The organism is Thiobacillus sp., from assembly GCF_024708915.1.
Genome location: NZ_JANJXQ010000110.1, coordinates 22,388 through 35,400, shown reverse-complemented (window position 1 = coordinate 35,400; position 13,013 = coordinate 22,388). Strand labels below are relative to the sequence as shown.

Sequence of the window (13,013 nt, the reverse complement as noted above, 5' to 3'; positions counted from 1 at the left end):
AGCTCGGCGCCGAGATCCTGCGCCTGTGGGTGGCGTCCACCGATTACTCGGGCGAACTGTCGATCTCCAAGGAGATCCTCGACCGCGTGGTCGAGGTCTATCGCCGCGTGCGCAACACCTTGCGCTTCCTGCTCGCCAACGTTTCCGACTTCGACGCCGCCGCCGACATGCTGCCGGTCGACCAATGGCTGGAAATCGACCGCTACGCGCTGGCGATGACGCGCCAGCTGCAGGGCGAACTGCAGGCGCACTACGACGCCTACGAGTTCCACTTCATCGTGCAAAAGCTGCAGAGCTTCTGCTCGGAAGACCTCGGCGGTTTCTACCTCGACATCCTCAAGGACCGCCTCTACACCAGCGGCGCCGACAGCCGCGCGCGGCGCGCGGCGCAGAATGCGCTCCATCACCTGACGCATGCGCTGGTACGCTGGATGGCGCCGATCCTGTCGTTCACTGGCGAGGAAGTGTGGACGCAACTGGCGGGCGAGGACAGTTCGGTGTTCCTGCATACCTGGCACGAACTTCCGGACCCCTGCCCTCACCCCAACCCTGATGAGACCACTAAGCAATCGACTAAGCCCGCAAGCGGGCAAGTCGCTGCTTATCTCCCGCCTGCGGGCGAGGGGACGAACGCTGGGCCCAAACCGATCAACGAGGCCGACCTGCTCGAACGCTGGACCCGCATCCGCGCAGTGCGCGCCGAGGTGCAGAAGGCGCTCGAAACCGTGCGCGTCGCCGGCGCCATCGGCTCCTCGCTGCAGGCCGAAGTCATCCTGCACGCCCGTCCCGAAACCCAGGCCCTGCTGGCGCCGCTGGGCGACGACCTGCGCTTCGTGTTGATCACCTCGCAAGCCGGCGTCGTCGCGGCGGAAGAAGAACGTATCGTCGTCGCGCCGAGCGCAGCGAAGAAATGCGAGCGCTGCTGGCACTACCGCGACGACGTCGACGCGCATGCCGACCACCCCGGCCTGTGCGGGCGCTGCGTGAGCAATCTTCATGGCGCAGGCGAGGCGCGCAACCATGCTTGACCTGCTGAACCCTGCAATGCGCAAATGGCTGGGCATCGCCTTCGCCGTCATCGTCGCCGACCACCTCACCAAATGGTGGGTGTCGTCCACCCTCGACTATCAGGAATTGATACCGGTGCTGCCATTCTTTTCGCTGGTGCTGGTGCACAACACCGGCGCGGCGTTCAGCTTCCTGGCCGACGCCGGCGGCTGGCAGCGCTGGTTCTTCATCGCGGTGGGCGTCGTCGCCACCGTGATCATCGTGCGCCTGCTGAAGCGCCACGCGCACGAACCGCGGCTGGCATTTTCCCTGGCACTGGTGCTCGGCGGCGCGCTCGGCAATGTGATCGACCGCGTGGTGCTGGGGCATGTGGTGGATTTCCTGTATTTCCATTATCGCGGCTTTGCCTGGCCGGCGTTCAACGTGGCGGATTCCGCCATCAGCGTCGGCGCCGCCCTGCTGATATGGGACAGCCTGCGCGGCAAGCCAGCCGCAGCAGGCCAGCCATGACCGTGCGCAGCGTCGCCCCCGGCGACACCCTCCAGCTCCGCTACGCGCTGCGCCCGCGCGGCGGCGACGATCTCATCTCCAACTTCGACGATGCCGAAGCGGACACCGTGACGCTCGGCGACGGCACTCTGGCGCCGATGCTGGAGCAATGGCTGATCGACCTGGTTCCCGGCGAGCGCCACGTGTTCCTGCTCGATCCCTGGCAGGCCTTCGGCGAAAGCCAGCCCGAGCTGATCCAGACCCTGCCCAAAACCGATCTGCCGGCGGATACGGCATTCGAAGTCGATCAACTGGTCGAATTCGCCATGCCCAACGGCCAGACCCTGGCCGGGCATATCCTGGAAATCGGCGGCGAGGCGGTGAAGGTCGACTTCAACCATCCACTCGCCGATCTGTCGGTTGAGTTTGAAGTGGAAATCGTACGCATTCTGTAACGTCTGTCCGCGAGAACCCGTGCCTGTGCCATGACTGAAACGAGTCAGGCTCGGGGCACTGACTTATGCTAAGGTAATACTTGTACATACCCACTGGAGCGCACCATGACTGCGACATCCATTCGCCCCGTAGCGATCAAAATCGACGAAGACACCCGAAATCGCGTCAAGCGCCTTGCCGACGCACGCCAACGCAGTTCGCACTGGTTGATGCTGGAAGCCATCCGCCAGTATGTCGAACGTGAAGAAAAGCGCGAGGCCTTCCGGCAGGACGGCATCAACGCGTGGAATGAATATCAGAAAACCGGTCTGCACGTAAGCCTGGAAGAAGCGGATGCCTGGCTTGCCCAGCTTGAAGCAGGTAAAGACGTGGAACCGCCTGAATGCCACGTCTGATTTGGGCGCCTTCCGCCCTGCTTGATGTTCAGCGTGTCTACCGTTTTCTGGCCAGCAAGAATATGGATGCTGCCAGTCAGGCCGTGAAAGCAATTCGCGCCGGCGTCAAGATCATTGCGCGGCACCCGGAAATCGGGCGGCCCGCCGAGGACCTTGAACCGGAGTGCCGGGAGTGGCCGATCGGCTTTGGCGACAGCGGCTACGTCGTGCTGTACCGCCAAGATGGTGAACTCGTCACCGTGCTTGCACTGCGGCACCAGAAAGAAGTTTCTTTTTAAACTCGATAATCCAATAGCCCGTCGTCCCGGCGAAGGCCGAAATGACCCAGCCATTTATGTGCAAGAACAATCCCGGATCAATCCCGCCATGACGCCCACCATTCTTCTCGCCAACCCGCGCGGCTTCTGCGCCGGGGTCGACCGCGCCATCGCCATCGTCGAGCGCGCGCTGGAAAAATTCGGCGCGCCGATCTACGTGCGCCACGAAGTCGTCCACAACACATTCGTCGTCAACGACCTCAAGGCCAAGGGCGCGATCTTCGTCGAAGAACTCGACGAAGTGCCTGCCGGGGCCACCGTCATCTTCAGCGCCCACGGCGTGTCGCAGGCGGTGCGCCTGGAGGCCGAGTCACGCGGACTCAATGTGTTCGACGCCACCTGCCCGCTGGTCACCAAGGTCCACGTCGAAGTCAGCAAGATGCGCGACAAGGGTCTGGAAATCGTAATGATCGGGCACAAGGGGCACCCCGAAGTCGAGGGCACCCTGGGGCAGTCGAAAAGCGGCATGTATCTGGTGGAAACGCCGGAAGACGCCGCCAGCCTGCAGGTGACCGACCCCGACAAACTCGCCTACGTCACCCAGACCACGCTGTCGGTCGACGATGCCGCGCGCGTGGTCGACGCCCTGCGCGCACGTTTCCCCAACATCACCGGGCCGAAGAAGGACGACATCTGCTACGCCACACAGAACCGCCAGGATGCGGTCAAGGCCTTGGCGCCGCAATGCGACGTGGTGATCGTGGTGGGGTCGCCGACCAGTTCCAACTCCAACCGGCTAAGGGAAGTCGCCGAGCACCTGGGGGTGCCGGCGTATATGGTGGACAACGCATCGGAAATCGATCCGCAGTGGGTGGCCGGAAAGAACAGGGTTGGACTCACCGCCGGCGCCTCGGCACCGGAAATTCTGGTGCGCGCGGTTATCGATCGGCTGAATCAATTGGGCATCGGCACCATAACGAACCTTGATGGCGCTCAAGAGAGGATCGCGTTCGCCTTGCCGAAAGGCCTGGGATGACTTTATTCCTGCCTCACCGCGCGTAAATGGATAGTTCTGAGCGTCACCAACACCCAACCGTAGAGGGGGTCTGCACTCCCGTATTGGACAAGGTCAGTGTGCCACACGTCGTATCGGCGGTTTGGCTATTTGCGGGCGTTGCCGTAAGCGTGAAAGTCGTAGCTGTTGTTACTGTTGCGGGAGTAATGTTGTATTTAACTGCTGACCCGCTCGCTCCCTTGGGTGACACCGCCGACGGCAGGGTAGCACCAGCATAAGCGTTGTTCGTCGTGAAGTATCGCTCCATGAACTGCACGTTTTCCATCAGGATGGCTTTGGCATCGGCGCGGTTTGCCCGTAGCACATATTGCTGATACGACGGGTAGGCAATCGCAGCGAGTATGCCGATGACAGCCACGGCGATCATCAACTCGATTAAGGAGAATCCTCGTGGCTGGCGAATTCCCGAACGTGCATCCACATTAGTGGCGTTCATTGCTGCAACTCCCTCCAGTTGACCCGACCCAACACCTCAGGCGGCGTGGTCACCCCACCCAGGCTGATCGCCCCGGTCGAACCGACAACCCCACCCGTCTCAACCCCTTCAGCAACGCCGGTTCCGGTTCCGGTTCCGGTTCCGGTTCCGGTTCCGGTTCCGGTTCCGGTTCCGGTTCCGGTTCCGGTTCCAGTTCCAGTGCCGGTGTCTGTCCCAGATGATCCCACGCTGAATATTCCGTCTGCCGGATCATCGGAACCTGTCGCAGGGGTGGCAGTGATGGCGTCGCTTGCATGGTCCTCTGGCGGCGCCTTGCTCCAGCTGGAATTTGCCATGCATGTGTCAGACGGGTGGTGCCAGAACATGTTGTATTCAGCTAGCAGCTTGCTGCCAAGACTGGTGTCTTTCAATCTGTACCCCAACTCGGGGTGGTCAGCGACGTTCAACTGAATATCGGTATCTGCCGTCGAGGACTTGACGATCTGAATTAACAGAGCCCCATTGCGGCGCTCACCATTCGGCCCATTGGTTGGACTGCTCACAGCACATGACCACTTGATCGGGTGCAAGCCTGCTCTGACCACGCCTGTCCCCCAATCCTTGGCCTTGAACGCATCCAGGGGAAGATTGACTGCCAGTGAACCAATCGTCGACAAGCTATAAGTTGGGAGCGATGCCACGGTTAAACCAGCATCAGTCCCATAGCTGGTGACTTCGACGTAGGGTGCCCCACCCACAGTAATCTTGGCTGCAGGCGAATAAGCCTGGTTAGCCACGAGCACCTTGAAGCCGAGATCGGAATCGATTGTGGTGACCTCGGTCGTCGTCGTGGTTCGTGTATAGGCCTTACCGCTTTTGTTTACTTTCTTGGTTGAAACCGTGACCGTCTTTATCTCGGTCGTCGTGGCGGTAGGCTGGGTAACGGTTTGGGTAGTGGTGGTAGGCTTGGAATTCCAGCCAAGCGCATCCGTATAGGATGAGGTGGATGTCGTCGTGCCAAGCGTTCCAAGGTTAAACTTGGCTTGGCTGGCATTGAGCATGTTGACGCCAGTCACATCATAGATGTCGTCGTATTCATGGACGTGGAAATATTTCAGCCCGGAATTAACGCCCGAATTTGATCCAGTGTAACTTTTACCATCGCTGGGTTGCACCCAGTTATTGCAAAACGCTGAGTAGCAATACATGTCGAAGTCGAAATGTCCGCCGGACACTCCGCGCTCCCCGCTGACCGGCGCCGGTACTGGCGGATCGCCATTCTTGTCGTAATTGGACTGGTAAACGTCAAAACCCGAGGCAGAAAGCGCCGTCAGCTGGGAACGTACGCCACCACCCATATGACGCCCCACCGGGTTTTCACCGCCGCTCAACTGGTCAGCCACAGTGAAGGCGCTGTCTCCATCCAAGTCAAAACGAATGGCTCCATTGTCGCCGCCGGTCAACGCATTCAGCTGCATCCACCAGTTTTCGCCTGGGGGGGTTGCCGTGGGCGAAATAGTGGGATTAGTGCTCATGAACAGGAAGACCGAACCCGTCACATAAGCGCCATCCCCCACCACACGCTCGCCCCCTATTGGAAGCGCGGTTTTCCAGCCCTTGTGATTGCCTGCTGTCCAGTCCGGGGCCGTGTTGCTTGCCGTGCGCACACGAATAGACGGCGTAACCGAACTGTAGCTGCCTTCGGTCAAGGTCTGCGACACCAGGTTAGTATTGGTGACCGGTGCGCCGTCCCATATTCCATAGGCATAATGGACAGCCGCATCGGCTTCATCCGCTGTCGTAAACATACGGCCCGTGACAAAGGTAACCATGAAACCACCATTGGGATGCGACTTGACACCTGGTGCCATGGTAATGGCCTGCGCTGGGCTGGTGGTATAGAGCAAGGTGGCCGTGTTAGTGGACAGATCGAATTTCCACAAATTACCGTCGATATCACCAGCGTAGGCATAATCTGCCTTGCCATCGACATCCATATCAATGACCGTGGGGGAGGACAGCCCGTTCGGGCTTCCCGCAGAGCCCGATCCGGTGTCAATCTCAGCAATTCGCGTACCGGTAGTCGCATTGATCAAAAACAACGAAGCATGGCCATTACCCGTATTGTTATAGCCATTACCCACGATGACCGCAGCCGCTCCGCTCGGCAAGGTTGCCAGAACAGGCTGCCCATACGTATACCCCAAGTTGGAATAATCGGTGGAAGACGTATTGGTGACTTCCCAGAGAATTTTGGAGGCGGCATCCGCTTCATCTGTCGCGGCAGCATTGGTAACGTTCAAAGCAAACAAACCCTGGCCACCCGACCCCAATGACCCAACAAGGATGGTGGTGCTGCCAAACTTGCGGATATCCATCCGGCCATCCACAAAATACTTGTGGATATAGGGATCGACTTTCAGATCAGCCAACTTAGGGATCAATACGGAGGGGATATAGGCAAAACGCTCCGTTCCGGTTGCGGCGTCGATGGCATGCAACATGCCATCATTGGCGCCCACGAACACAGTCTTGTGAGTACCGTCATCCCAGTAGACCGGAGTTGAGTGGATGATGTCCCCCAGCACAGTCGAGCGTGCACGGAAGTTCAGACCCAGCGGTTTCTCATTGCTGCGGTCGCCCCGGATGTAATCCAGAACAGGGGAGCTTGTGGCTGAACCGGAGGTGCCGGAATCCAAGACGCTTTTTTGGCTGCTGGACAAACTCGACCAACGGAACGGCATTTTAGTGGCGCCGTCCATGGTGGCAATATAGCGGCCGGCATCATAATCCTGCGCATCAATCTTCGCCGCAGCCCCTCCTGTCCAGTTATCAATCGGAGTAATGGAACCTGTCGCATTGATGGGGTAGGAATGCATATTTCCACTCCAGTCCTGCGAGCTGTAATCAATGGAAAAGAGCTGTTGCGTGCCGGAGGTCACAATATTATTGGTGACTTCTGGTTGGCCCACGTAGCCTACGGGCTGGGTGTCAGGATCAAAACTGGCAGCAGCCTGCGCCGAGCTCTGGCCCAGAAAGACCAATAAGAAGAGCCCAGTTACGCAATATCCCTTATGTGCACTCATGCTGTTTCTCCAATGCGACAAATCGCGACTCAACAACTGGCCGGCAGATGCCGGAACATAGTCTGGACAAATACGGTGGAGTTATCCATGCCTACGCCACGCGCAGTGATTCTGAATAGGATTTTTGGACAGATGCCACCGCCACCGCCCAAAACCGGAGTATTCATAATCTCGACAAAGTATCTGGGCTGGCCAGCTACACCGGACAGATTGGATGTCCCCGACGCAAACGAGCGGGTCACACCAGCATCATTCCAGTCTATGGTTTGCCATCTCGGTGGATCGCCAGCAACAGGCTTCCTGCACAAGCCATTCGTACAGCCAGGCGTAAAGCTGGCGGGAGTAAACGGATCAAATGGGGCAGCCGCGAACAAGGCGGTTTCAGCGTCGCGCAATACAGCCTCCGCTGCTTGCAGTGCCAGCTGCCGGTTGCGTGCGTTGGCAGCCATGCGTTCCTCGAGCGTGGCGCTGCGCAAGGCCGAAATGACAATGATGGTCAGCACCACCATGAAGATCAGCCCGGTAATCAATACCGCACCGGATTCCTTGTGAAGGACATACTTAAGGCGGCGGGTTGACATGATTCTCACTTGGCCTGGTTTCTGACTGTGTAGGTGGCGGTATAGACTTGACGCAAGAATCCGTCCGTCCTAGTCGTGGGGGCGCCGTTGTATGTGAAGGTCTGACTGCCATTTGCTGCAACATTGCTGGTGCCCCCCCGAACCAGTAGGCTCACCTGTACGGCTGCCACCTGTCCGAAGCTGGCCACCCCACCTGCCGCTTGGTAAGACTCGATCACCCCATCCTTGTTAGCATCAATCCCGTAGGCAATCTGCATGTCTTCGATGTTGTCAGCCACTACAACGTTATTGCAGGTAAGCTCTCGTGAGCCATTTACCGCAAAAGCGTAGGTCACCAATGTCCCCGCAGCGACATTGGCACCGGTACAGTCCGCCTCGCCGCCTTCTTGTGGATCGTATTGGACTGTAATCGTGTCTTTCGCCCCATCGGCACCGGTCAAAGCGACGCCCGAAAAAGGGCTGTCCGCATCTGTCCGGTAACCTGCCTGACGGATGGCCTTGCCTAATATCTCCAGCGCATAACGCCCACTTTCCTGCATGCGTGATACGTCGTCATGGGTTCGATTGATCTGGCGGCTGCCCAAAAAGAAATAGGCCAGAGCAATCAAGAGCACGAGACCCGCGGTCATCGCGACCATAAGCTCAATCAGGCTCATACCAAGTTGCCGGATCAAACAAGGAGCTGAATTAATGTGTTTCATAAACGCGTTTCAACCGTGAATTGCTGGGCGCTCGACCCACCCGCACGCGAGTCATTCCACTGCACGACAACGGTGATTTTCCAGGCCGGCGCAGCGCCCACAGTTACCGACCCTGTACCCGATCCGGAAGGCATGGTGGCGATCAATGCATCACACCATTGCTTGAGATCCGTTTGCGCAACGGTGGCACCACCTGGAGCGGCAGCGCAACTGGCGAGCGCATAAGGCGAGGGGGATGTCTCGGCCGTGGTTCTGTTGGCACGCATGCGGTCGATGATGTCATTGGCCAGCAAGCTTGCCTGCGAACGTATATAGGCGCCCTGATTGACTTTGAGGCTGTTGGCAATAATGCCGGCAATACCCAGCAACCCCAAGCTGACGATCAGCAGGGTAACCAGCACCTCAAGAAGAGTAAAGCCATTCTGTTTATGCATGATCTCGCTTTAGCTAGCTACACGACACCGTATTTATGCGTGCCCGGCCTGTACCCAGAGTCAGCACAATATCCTTGCCGGACACGGTGGTATCCGGGCTGCACAAGTTCAGAGTCCCGCCTTGCATTGCATTGTTCGCAAGCCTCGATTGGCCATTCGAAACATAAGAAATGTAGCTCGCCACATTCCCGTTCCCCACGAGGGTGCTGCCGCCATCAAGTGCGGGATGAACCCGCAGTATTTCGTCCCCCGAGGCATCTGCTGCCACACCAGCATCAACAAATACAATCCAGCCCTGTGCCCACCCGCCCGTACAGCTGGTGCCATTACTGCTGGCACACATCGTGACACGGGCATTGCGTTTAATTGCCTCTGCGCGCGCAAAGCTCACCATGGTCAGAAACTCGTTTGCCTGGGCAGTCATCCGGGAATTCAAAACGAATATCCGAAAATTGGGCAGTGCAATCGTCAATAGGATGCCGATGACAGCTACCGTCACCATGAGCTCTACCAACGTGAATCCGTATGACCTGATTTTCATTTTTCACCCGTCCGATCTGCACCCTAATCATCACGAACCCTCCGAACAAGTCACTACGGACCAATGGCCGCTTTGCTAGAATGAACGGCAATTTCGGGCTTTTTCATTGACTCACAACGTCATCATTATCGGCGCCGGCATCTCGGGCTTGAGCGCTGCGCTGGCTATTTTGCAGCGTGGCTCACACGTCACGCTGCTGGATCGCGGCGCCACGGGCGGCGAATCGTCGTGGGCAGGGGGCGGAATCCTCTCACCGCTATTGCCATGGGACTATGCGGGGCCGGTTTCCGCGCTGGCCTTGCGTTCGATGGCAGGCTATGCGGACTGGGTAGCGGACATCGAGGCGATATCGCGGCAGAATGCGGAGTTCTGGCGCTGCGGGATGCTGGCATTGGATGTGGCCGAGCCAGATCAGGCGCAGGCCTGGTGCGCAACCCACGGAATGGCCGCGTATATCGATTGCCGGCGTACGCTGAACCTGGCACCCGATACCCGCAAACAAAACTGTATCTGGCTGCCCGAGGTGGCGCAGGTGCGAAACCCGCGCCTGGTGGCGGCATTGCGCGCGGCGGTGCTCAGTTTGGGTGGTGTGATTCATGAACATTGCCCGGCCACGGGGGTGTTGACGCAGAGCGGACGGGTAACTGCAGTACAAACGGCAACGGACACCTTCCCGGCCGACAGCGTGGTGCTGGCCACCGGGGCATGGTCCGGCATGGGACTGGCCGAACTGGGGGCCATGCCGCAAATTCGCCCGATCCGCGGCCAGATGCTGCTGTTCAAGCTTGAACCGGGCGTGCTCGACACGATTCTCTATCACAACGGGCTGTATCTGATTCCGCGCCGCGACGGTCATATTCTGGCGGGCAGCACGCTGGAAGACGCCGGCTTCGACAAGTCGACCGACGCGGCCACGCTCCGGCGCCTGCACAGCGACGCCGCCGAATTGCTGCCCATCCTGGCCGGAATGCAGCCGGTTCAGCACTGGGCCGGACTGCGCCCCGGCTCGCCCGGCAACATCCCGGTCATCGACCGCCATCCCGATTTCGACAATGTATTCGTCAACGCCGGGCATTACCGCTACGGGGTGACGATGGCGCCCGCCGCGGCGGAACTGCTGCTCGATCTGATGGAAGGCAGGACGCCGACGCTCGATCCCGCGCCGTATCGCTGGCAGGCGGCGCTTGAGCGGGCATGGTCTGGTTGTTTTTAGCCCGGAATCCATTGCAGGCCGAACACCGTTGTGGAGGTGGCGCCCTCACTGCGAATGCAAGCACCCTGCGGCTTGAATGTGGCGCCAGCGGTTTTATCGCTACCAAGCCGGCGGGTTTCAATTCGCACCGAATCAATAGGATAATCGTCTCGCCCACCCGATCTGGTCACTTGCCATGTCACAAGCCCGCGTCCATTCGCCGATTGATGAAGCCGACTACCTGCACCGCGAGGAAGCCGCGACCAGCAAACATGAGTTGGTAGACGGCGAAATTTTCGCGATGGCGGGTGCGAACGAGCGGCACAACCGCATTGCGCTCAATATTGCTTTCCATCTGCGCAGCGCCACCCGCGGCAAAGCCTGCCGTGCGTTCATGGCCGACATGAAGCTGCGGCTTGCCAGCGGCTCGACGTATTACTACCCCGACGCGATGCTGGTGTGCGATCCGGCTGACGATCATCCGATCTACAAACAGTTACCCTGCCTCATCGCAGAAGTGCTGTCCCCCGCCACTGCCAGCATTGATGTGCGCGAGAAATTAGCGGCCTATCGCGGGCTGGCAAGCCTGCGCTATTACCTGCTGGTCGATTCGGAGCGGCTGTGGGCCAAGGTATATTTTCGCGATGAACACGGCGCCTGGTTCGAACAGGAACTCTCGCCCGAAGACCGGCTGGATGTGGCGTGCGGCGACGCCCGCCTCGCCCTGTCGCTGGACGATTTGTACGAGGATACGGGGCTGCTCGTTGTCTGAGACGCTATATGAATATTTGCGTCGACCGCAAGTAGGGAAAAGTGATGTTCATGGCTACAATTTGAACGCATATAAAAGGAGTACATCTCATGAACCTGACCGTTGAACAGATCGCAGAAGAGGCGCTTGCCCTGCCGAGCGAAGCGCGTGCGCTTCTGGCCGACCGCCTGGCCGAGAGCCTCGATCCACTGGAAGACGGTTATGCCCACGAACTTTGGGTAAACGAGGCGCTGCGCCGACGCAACGACGTCCGTAGCGGGTCTGTCCAGACGATCCCGGGAGATGAGGCACTGTCCCGTATTCGCCGGATGTTCCCGTAGTGCGATTTGAGTTCCATCCGGATGCGCTGGCCGAATACGAAGAAGCCGCCCGGCATTACGCCGCCTGCCAAGCCGGACTGGAACTGCGATTTATCGGCGCAGTGGAGCATGCCATCCATCTGATTCTCGACGCGCCCGATACATGGGGCATATTTGAAGAAGATATTCGGCGGTGTTTAACACGTATTTTCCCCTATGCCATCCTGTACACCGTCGAGCCTGACCATATTCTGATTGTCGCGGTCATGCACAGCCACCGTGAACCTGGATATTGGCGGAAGCGTCTTGCTTGAAGTCCGGTCTGCCGCCTCCTCGAACGGCCGAAATAGCCTGCCGCTGATCGTCTGGATCGTCAGCGATGGCAAACCGGGCCACGTCAACCAGTCGCTGGGGCTGGGCGAGGCGCTGGCACGTGCCGTCCCCGCCGAAATCCATATCCTTCGCGCCCTGCCAGCCTGGCGGGCCTGGCTGGCGCTGCTGCTGAAACGTCTTCCCGGCGACATACTGCCCAGGCCCGACCTGATCGTCGGCGCGGGACACGCCACCCACCTGACGCTGCTGGCGGCGCGGCGCGCACGCGGCGGGCGCAGCGTGGTGCTGATGAAGCCGAGCCTGCCGCGTCGCTGCTTCGATCTGTGCATTCTTCCCCGCCACGATGGCGTTGCGGAAGATGCGCGCACGCTGGCGACTGCCGGAGCGCTCAACCGCATCCAGCCCGCAGCGGCACGCGATGCGGGCCACGGCTTGATCCTGATTGGCGGCGTCTCGCCGCATTTCGAATGGGACAGCGACGCCGTGCAGCTGCAGATCAAGAGCATTCTCGCGCGCACGCCGGACACCCGCTGGACGCTCACCACCTCGCGCCGCACGCCGGCGGATTTTGTGGGCGCACTGCCGGCATTTCCCAACCTGACCGTCATTCCCCACACCGCCACGCCGCCCGACTGGCTGCCCGCTCAGCTTGCGCGCAGCAGCACCGTGTGGGTGACGCCCGACAGCGTATCGATGGTGTTCGAAGCGCTGACGGCAGGTGCGGATGTCGGCGTGTTCGATCTGCCGGTCAACCCGAAAAGCCGTGTCGGCCCGGCGATCGCGCAGCTCGCCGACGCGCAGCGCATCACCCGCTTTGTGCACTGGTGCGCGCACGGCGAACTGCACCCCAACCTGCACCCGCTGGCCGAGGCAGACCGCTGTGCACAAAACATCATGCAACGCTGGTTTGATGCGCATCAAGCCAAGGCTGCACCCAGACGATGACACGCGCCAGCCGACCCTGTATATTGACCATATT

General features: G+C 59.6%; 17 protein-coding genes. 11 read left to right on the top strand and 6 right to left on the bottom strand.

What is annotated here, in order from left to right:
- From Q0L94_RS08270 to ispH, 6 genes are all read left to right on the top strand, one after another.
- On the top strand, positions 1-1,028 hold a 1,028-nt coding region (locus Q0L94_RS08270; RefSeq protein WP_296752335.1), incomplete at its 5' end, for a class I tRNA ligase family protein.
- Between the two features lie 16 nt (positions 1,029-1,044).
- Positions 1,045-1,518 carry a signal peptidase II gene (lspA, locus tag Q0L94_RS08265; RefSeq protein WP_296752341.1) on the top strand — a complete coding sequence of 158 codons (474 nt, stop codon included), beginning with the start codon at positions 1,045-1,047 and terminating at the stop codon, positions 1,516-1,518.
- On the top strand, positions 1,515-1,952 hold the full coding sequence (locus Q0L94_RS08260) for an FKBP-type peptidyl-prolyl cis-trans isomerase (RefSeq protein WP_296752332.1): 438 nt from the start codon (positions 1,515-1,517) through the stop codon (positions 1,950-1,952). The genes lspA and Q0L94_RS08260 overlap by 4 nt, the downstream gene beginning before the upstream one ends.
- A 105-nt stretch (positions 1,953-2,057) precedes the next feature.
- Positions 2,058-2,348, top strand: coding sequence for a ribbon-helix-helix protein, CopG family (locus tag Q0L94_RS08255; protein ID WP_296752330.1), 291 nt, complete (start codon positions 2,058-2,060; stop codon positions 2,346-2,348).
- Positions 2,336-2,626: a type II toxin-antitoxin system RelE/ParE family toxin gene (locus Q0L94_RS08250; protein WP_296752327.1), complete on the top strand. Its 291-nt coding sequence runs from the start codon at positions 2,336-2,338 to the stop codon at positions 2,624-2,626. The genes Q0L94_RS08255 and Q0L94_RS08250 overlap by 13 nt, the downstream gene beginning before the upstream one ends.
- 88 nt (positions 2,627-2,714) lie before the next feature.
- Positions 2,715-3,641, top strand: a complete 927-nt coding sequence (gene ispH / locus Q0L94_RS08245; protein WP_296752324.1) for a 4-hydroxy-3-methylbut-2-enyl diphosphate reductase — start codon at positions 2,715-2,717, stop codon at positions 3,639-3,641.
- Between the two features lie 43 nt (positions 3,642-3,684).
- On the opposite strand, the gene Q0L94_RS08240 is transcribed toward ispH, so the two are convergent.
- From Q0L94_RS08240 to Q0L94_RS08215, 6 genes are read right to left on the bottom strand one after another with little or no spacing between them, the layout of a single operon-like run.
- The gene (locus Q0L94_RS08240) at positions 3,685-4,116 is read right to left on the bottom strand and encodes a type IV pilin protein (RefSeq protein WP_296752321.1); all 432 of its coding nucleotides are present in this window, start codon (positions 4,114-4,116) and stop codon (positions 3,685-3,687) included.
- Positions 4,113-7,181 carry a PilC/PilY family type IV pilus protein gene (locus Q0L94_RS08235; RefSeq protein ID WP_296752318.1) on the bottom strand — a complete coding sequence of 1,023 codons (3,069 nt, stop codon included), beginning with the start codon at positions 7,179-7,181 and terminating at the stop codon, positions 4,113-4,115. Before Q0L94_RS08235 ends, Q0L94_RS08240 begins: the two co-directional genes overlap by 4 nt.
- A 29-nt stretch (positions 7,182-7,210) precedes the next feature.
- Positions 7,211-7,762, bottom strand: coding sequence for a PilX N-terminal domain-containing pilus assembly protein (locus Q0L94_RS08230; RefSeq protein WP_296752315.1), 552 nt, complete (start codon positions 7,760-7,762; stop codon positions 7,211-7,213).
- 5 nt (positions 7,763-7,767) lie between these two features.
- Complete coding sequence (locus tag Q0L94_RS08225) at positions 7,768-8,463, bottom strand: PilW family protein (protein ID WP_296752312.1); 696 nt, start codon at positions 8,461-8,463, stop codon at positions 7,768-7,770.
- On the bottom strand, positions 8,460-8,897 hold the full coding sequence (pilV, locus tag Q0L94_RS08220; protein ID WP_296752310.1) for a type IV pilus modification protein PilV: 438 nt from the start codon (positions 8,895-8,897) through the stop codon (positions 8,460-8,462). Before pilV ends, Q0L94_RS08225 begins: the two co-directional genes overlap by 4 nt.
- Before the next feature lie 13 nt (positions 8,898-8,910).
- The gene (locus Q0L94_RS08215) at positions 8,911-9,438 is read right to left on the bottom strand and encodes a GspH/FimT family pseudopilin (protein WP_296752308.1); all 528 of its coding nucleotides are present in this window, start codon (positions 9,436-9,438) and stop codon (positions 8,911-8,913) included.
- A gap of 106 nt (positions 9,439-9,544) precedes the next feature.
- Between Q0L94_RS08215 and thiO the strand changes: the two genes are divergently transcribed.
- The 5 genes from thiO to Q0L94_RS08190 all read left to right on the top strand — a co-directional run bounded on the left by thiO (position 9,545) and on the right by Q0L94_RS08190 (position 12,979).
- Positions 9,545-10,651 carry a glycine oxidase ThiO gene (thiO, locus tag Q0L94_RS08210; RefSeq protein ID WP_296752305.1) on the top strand — a complete coding sequence of 369 codons (1,107 nt, stop codon included), beginning with the start codon at positions 9,545-9,547 and terminating at the stop codon, positions 10,649-10,651.
- A 175-nt stretch (positions 10,652-10,826) separates the two neighbouring features.
- Complete coding sequence (locus Q0L94_RS08205; RefSeq protein WP_296752303.1) at positions 10,827-11,402, top strand: Uma2 family endonuclease; 576 nt, start codon at positions 10,827-10,829, stop codon at positions 11,400-11,402.
- Positions 11,403-11,491: 89 nt separating this feature from the next.
- A complete protein-coding gene (locus tag Q0L94_RS08200) occupies positions 11,492-11,722 on the top strand; it encodes an addiction module protein (RefSeq protein ID WP_296752299.1) in 231 nt (76 codons plus the stop codon).
- Positions 11,722-12,015 (top strand): type II toxin-antitoxin system RelE/ParE family toxin, encoded by a 294-nt coding sequence (locus Q0L94_RS08195; protein WP_296752296.1) that lies wholly within the window; start codon positions 11,722-11,724, stop codon positions 12,013-12,015. Before Q0L94_RS08200 ends, Q0L94_RS08195 begins: the two co-directional genes overlap by 1 nt.
- Positions 12,008-12,979, top strand: coding sequence for a mitochondrial fission ELM1 family protein (locus Q0L94_RS08190; RefSeq protein WP_296752293.1), 972 nt, complete (start codon positions 12,008-12,010; stop codon positions 12,977-12,979). The genes Q0L94_RS08195 and Q0L94_RS08190 overlap by 8 nt, the downstream gene beginning before the upstream one ends.
- The last annotated feature ends 34 nt before the right edge of the window (positions 12,980-13,013 follow it).

Bases quoted from the DNA above. Each gene is read 5' to 3' on its own strand.
- Q0L94_RS08240 (WP_296752321.1), bottom strand. From the start codon at position 4,116: ATGAACGCCACTAATGTGGATGCACGTTCGGGAATTCGCCAGCCACGA.
- Q0L94_RS08250 (WP_296752327.1), top strand. From the start codon at position 2,336: ATGCCACGTCTGATTTGGGCGCCTTCCGCCCTGCTTGATGTTCAGCGT.
- Q0L94_RS08235 (WP_296752318.1), bottom strand. From the start codon at position 7,181: ATGAGTGCACATAAGGGATATTGCGTAACTGGGCTCTTCTTATTGGTC.
- Q0L94_RS08200 (WP_296752299.1), top strand. From the start codon at position 11,492: ATGAACCTGACCGTTGAACAGATCGCAGAAGAGGCGCTTGCCCTGCCG.
- lspA (WP_296752341.1), top strand. From the start codon at position 1,045: ATGCGCAAATGGCTGGGCATCGCCTTCGCCGTCATCGTCGCCGACCAC.
- Q0L94_RS08255 (WP_296752330.1), top strand. From the start codon at position 2,058: ATGACTGCGACATCCATTCGCCCCGTAGCGATCAAAATCGACGAAGAC.
- ispH (WP_296752324.1), top strand. From the start codon at position 2,715: ATGACGCCCACCATTCTTCTCGCCAACCCGCGCGGCTTCTGCGCCGGG.
- pilV (WP_296752310.1), bottom strand. From the start codon at position 8,897: ATGCATAAACAGAATGGCTTTACTCTTCTTGAGGTGCTGGTTACCCTG.
- Q0L94_RS08205 (WP_296752303.1), top strand. From the start codon at position 10,827: ATGTCACAAGCCCGCGTCCATTCGCCGATTGATGAAGCCGACTACCTG.
- Q0L94_RS08225 (WP_296752312.1), bottom strand. From the start codon at position 8,463: ATGAAACACATTAATTCAGCTCCTTGTTTGATCCGGCAACTTGGTATG.
- Q0L94_RS08260 (WP_296752332.1), top strand. From the start codon at position 1,515: ATGACCGTGCGCAGCGTCGCCCCCGGCGACACCCTCCAGCTCCGCTAC.
- Q0L94_RS08215 (WP_296752308.1), bottom strand. From the start codon at position 9,438: ATGAAAATCAGGTCATACGGATTCACGTTGGTAGAGCTCATGGTGACG.
- Q0L94_RS08230 (WP_296752315.1), bottom strand. From the start codon at position 7,762: ATGTCAACCCGCCGCCTTAAGTATGTCCTTCACAAGGAATCCGGTGCG.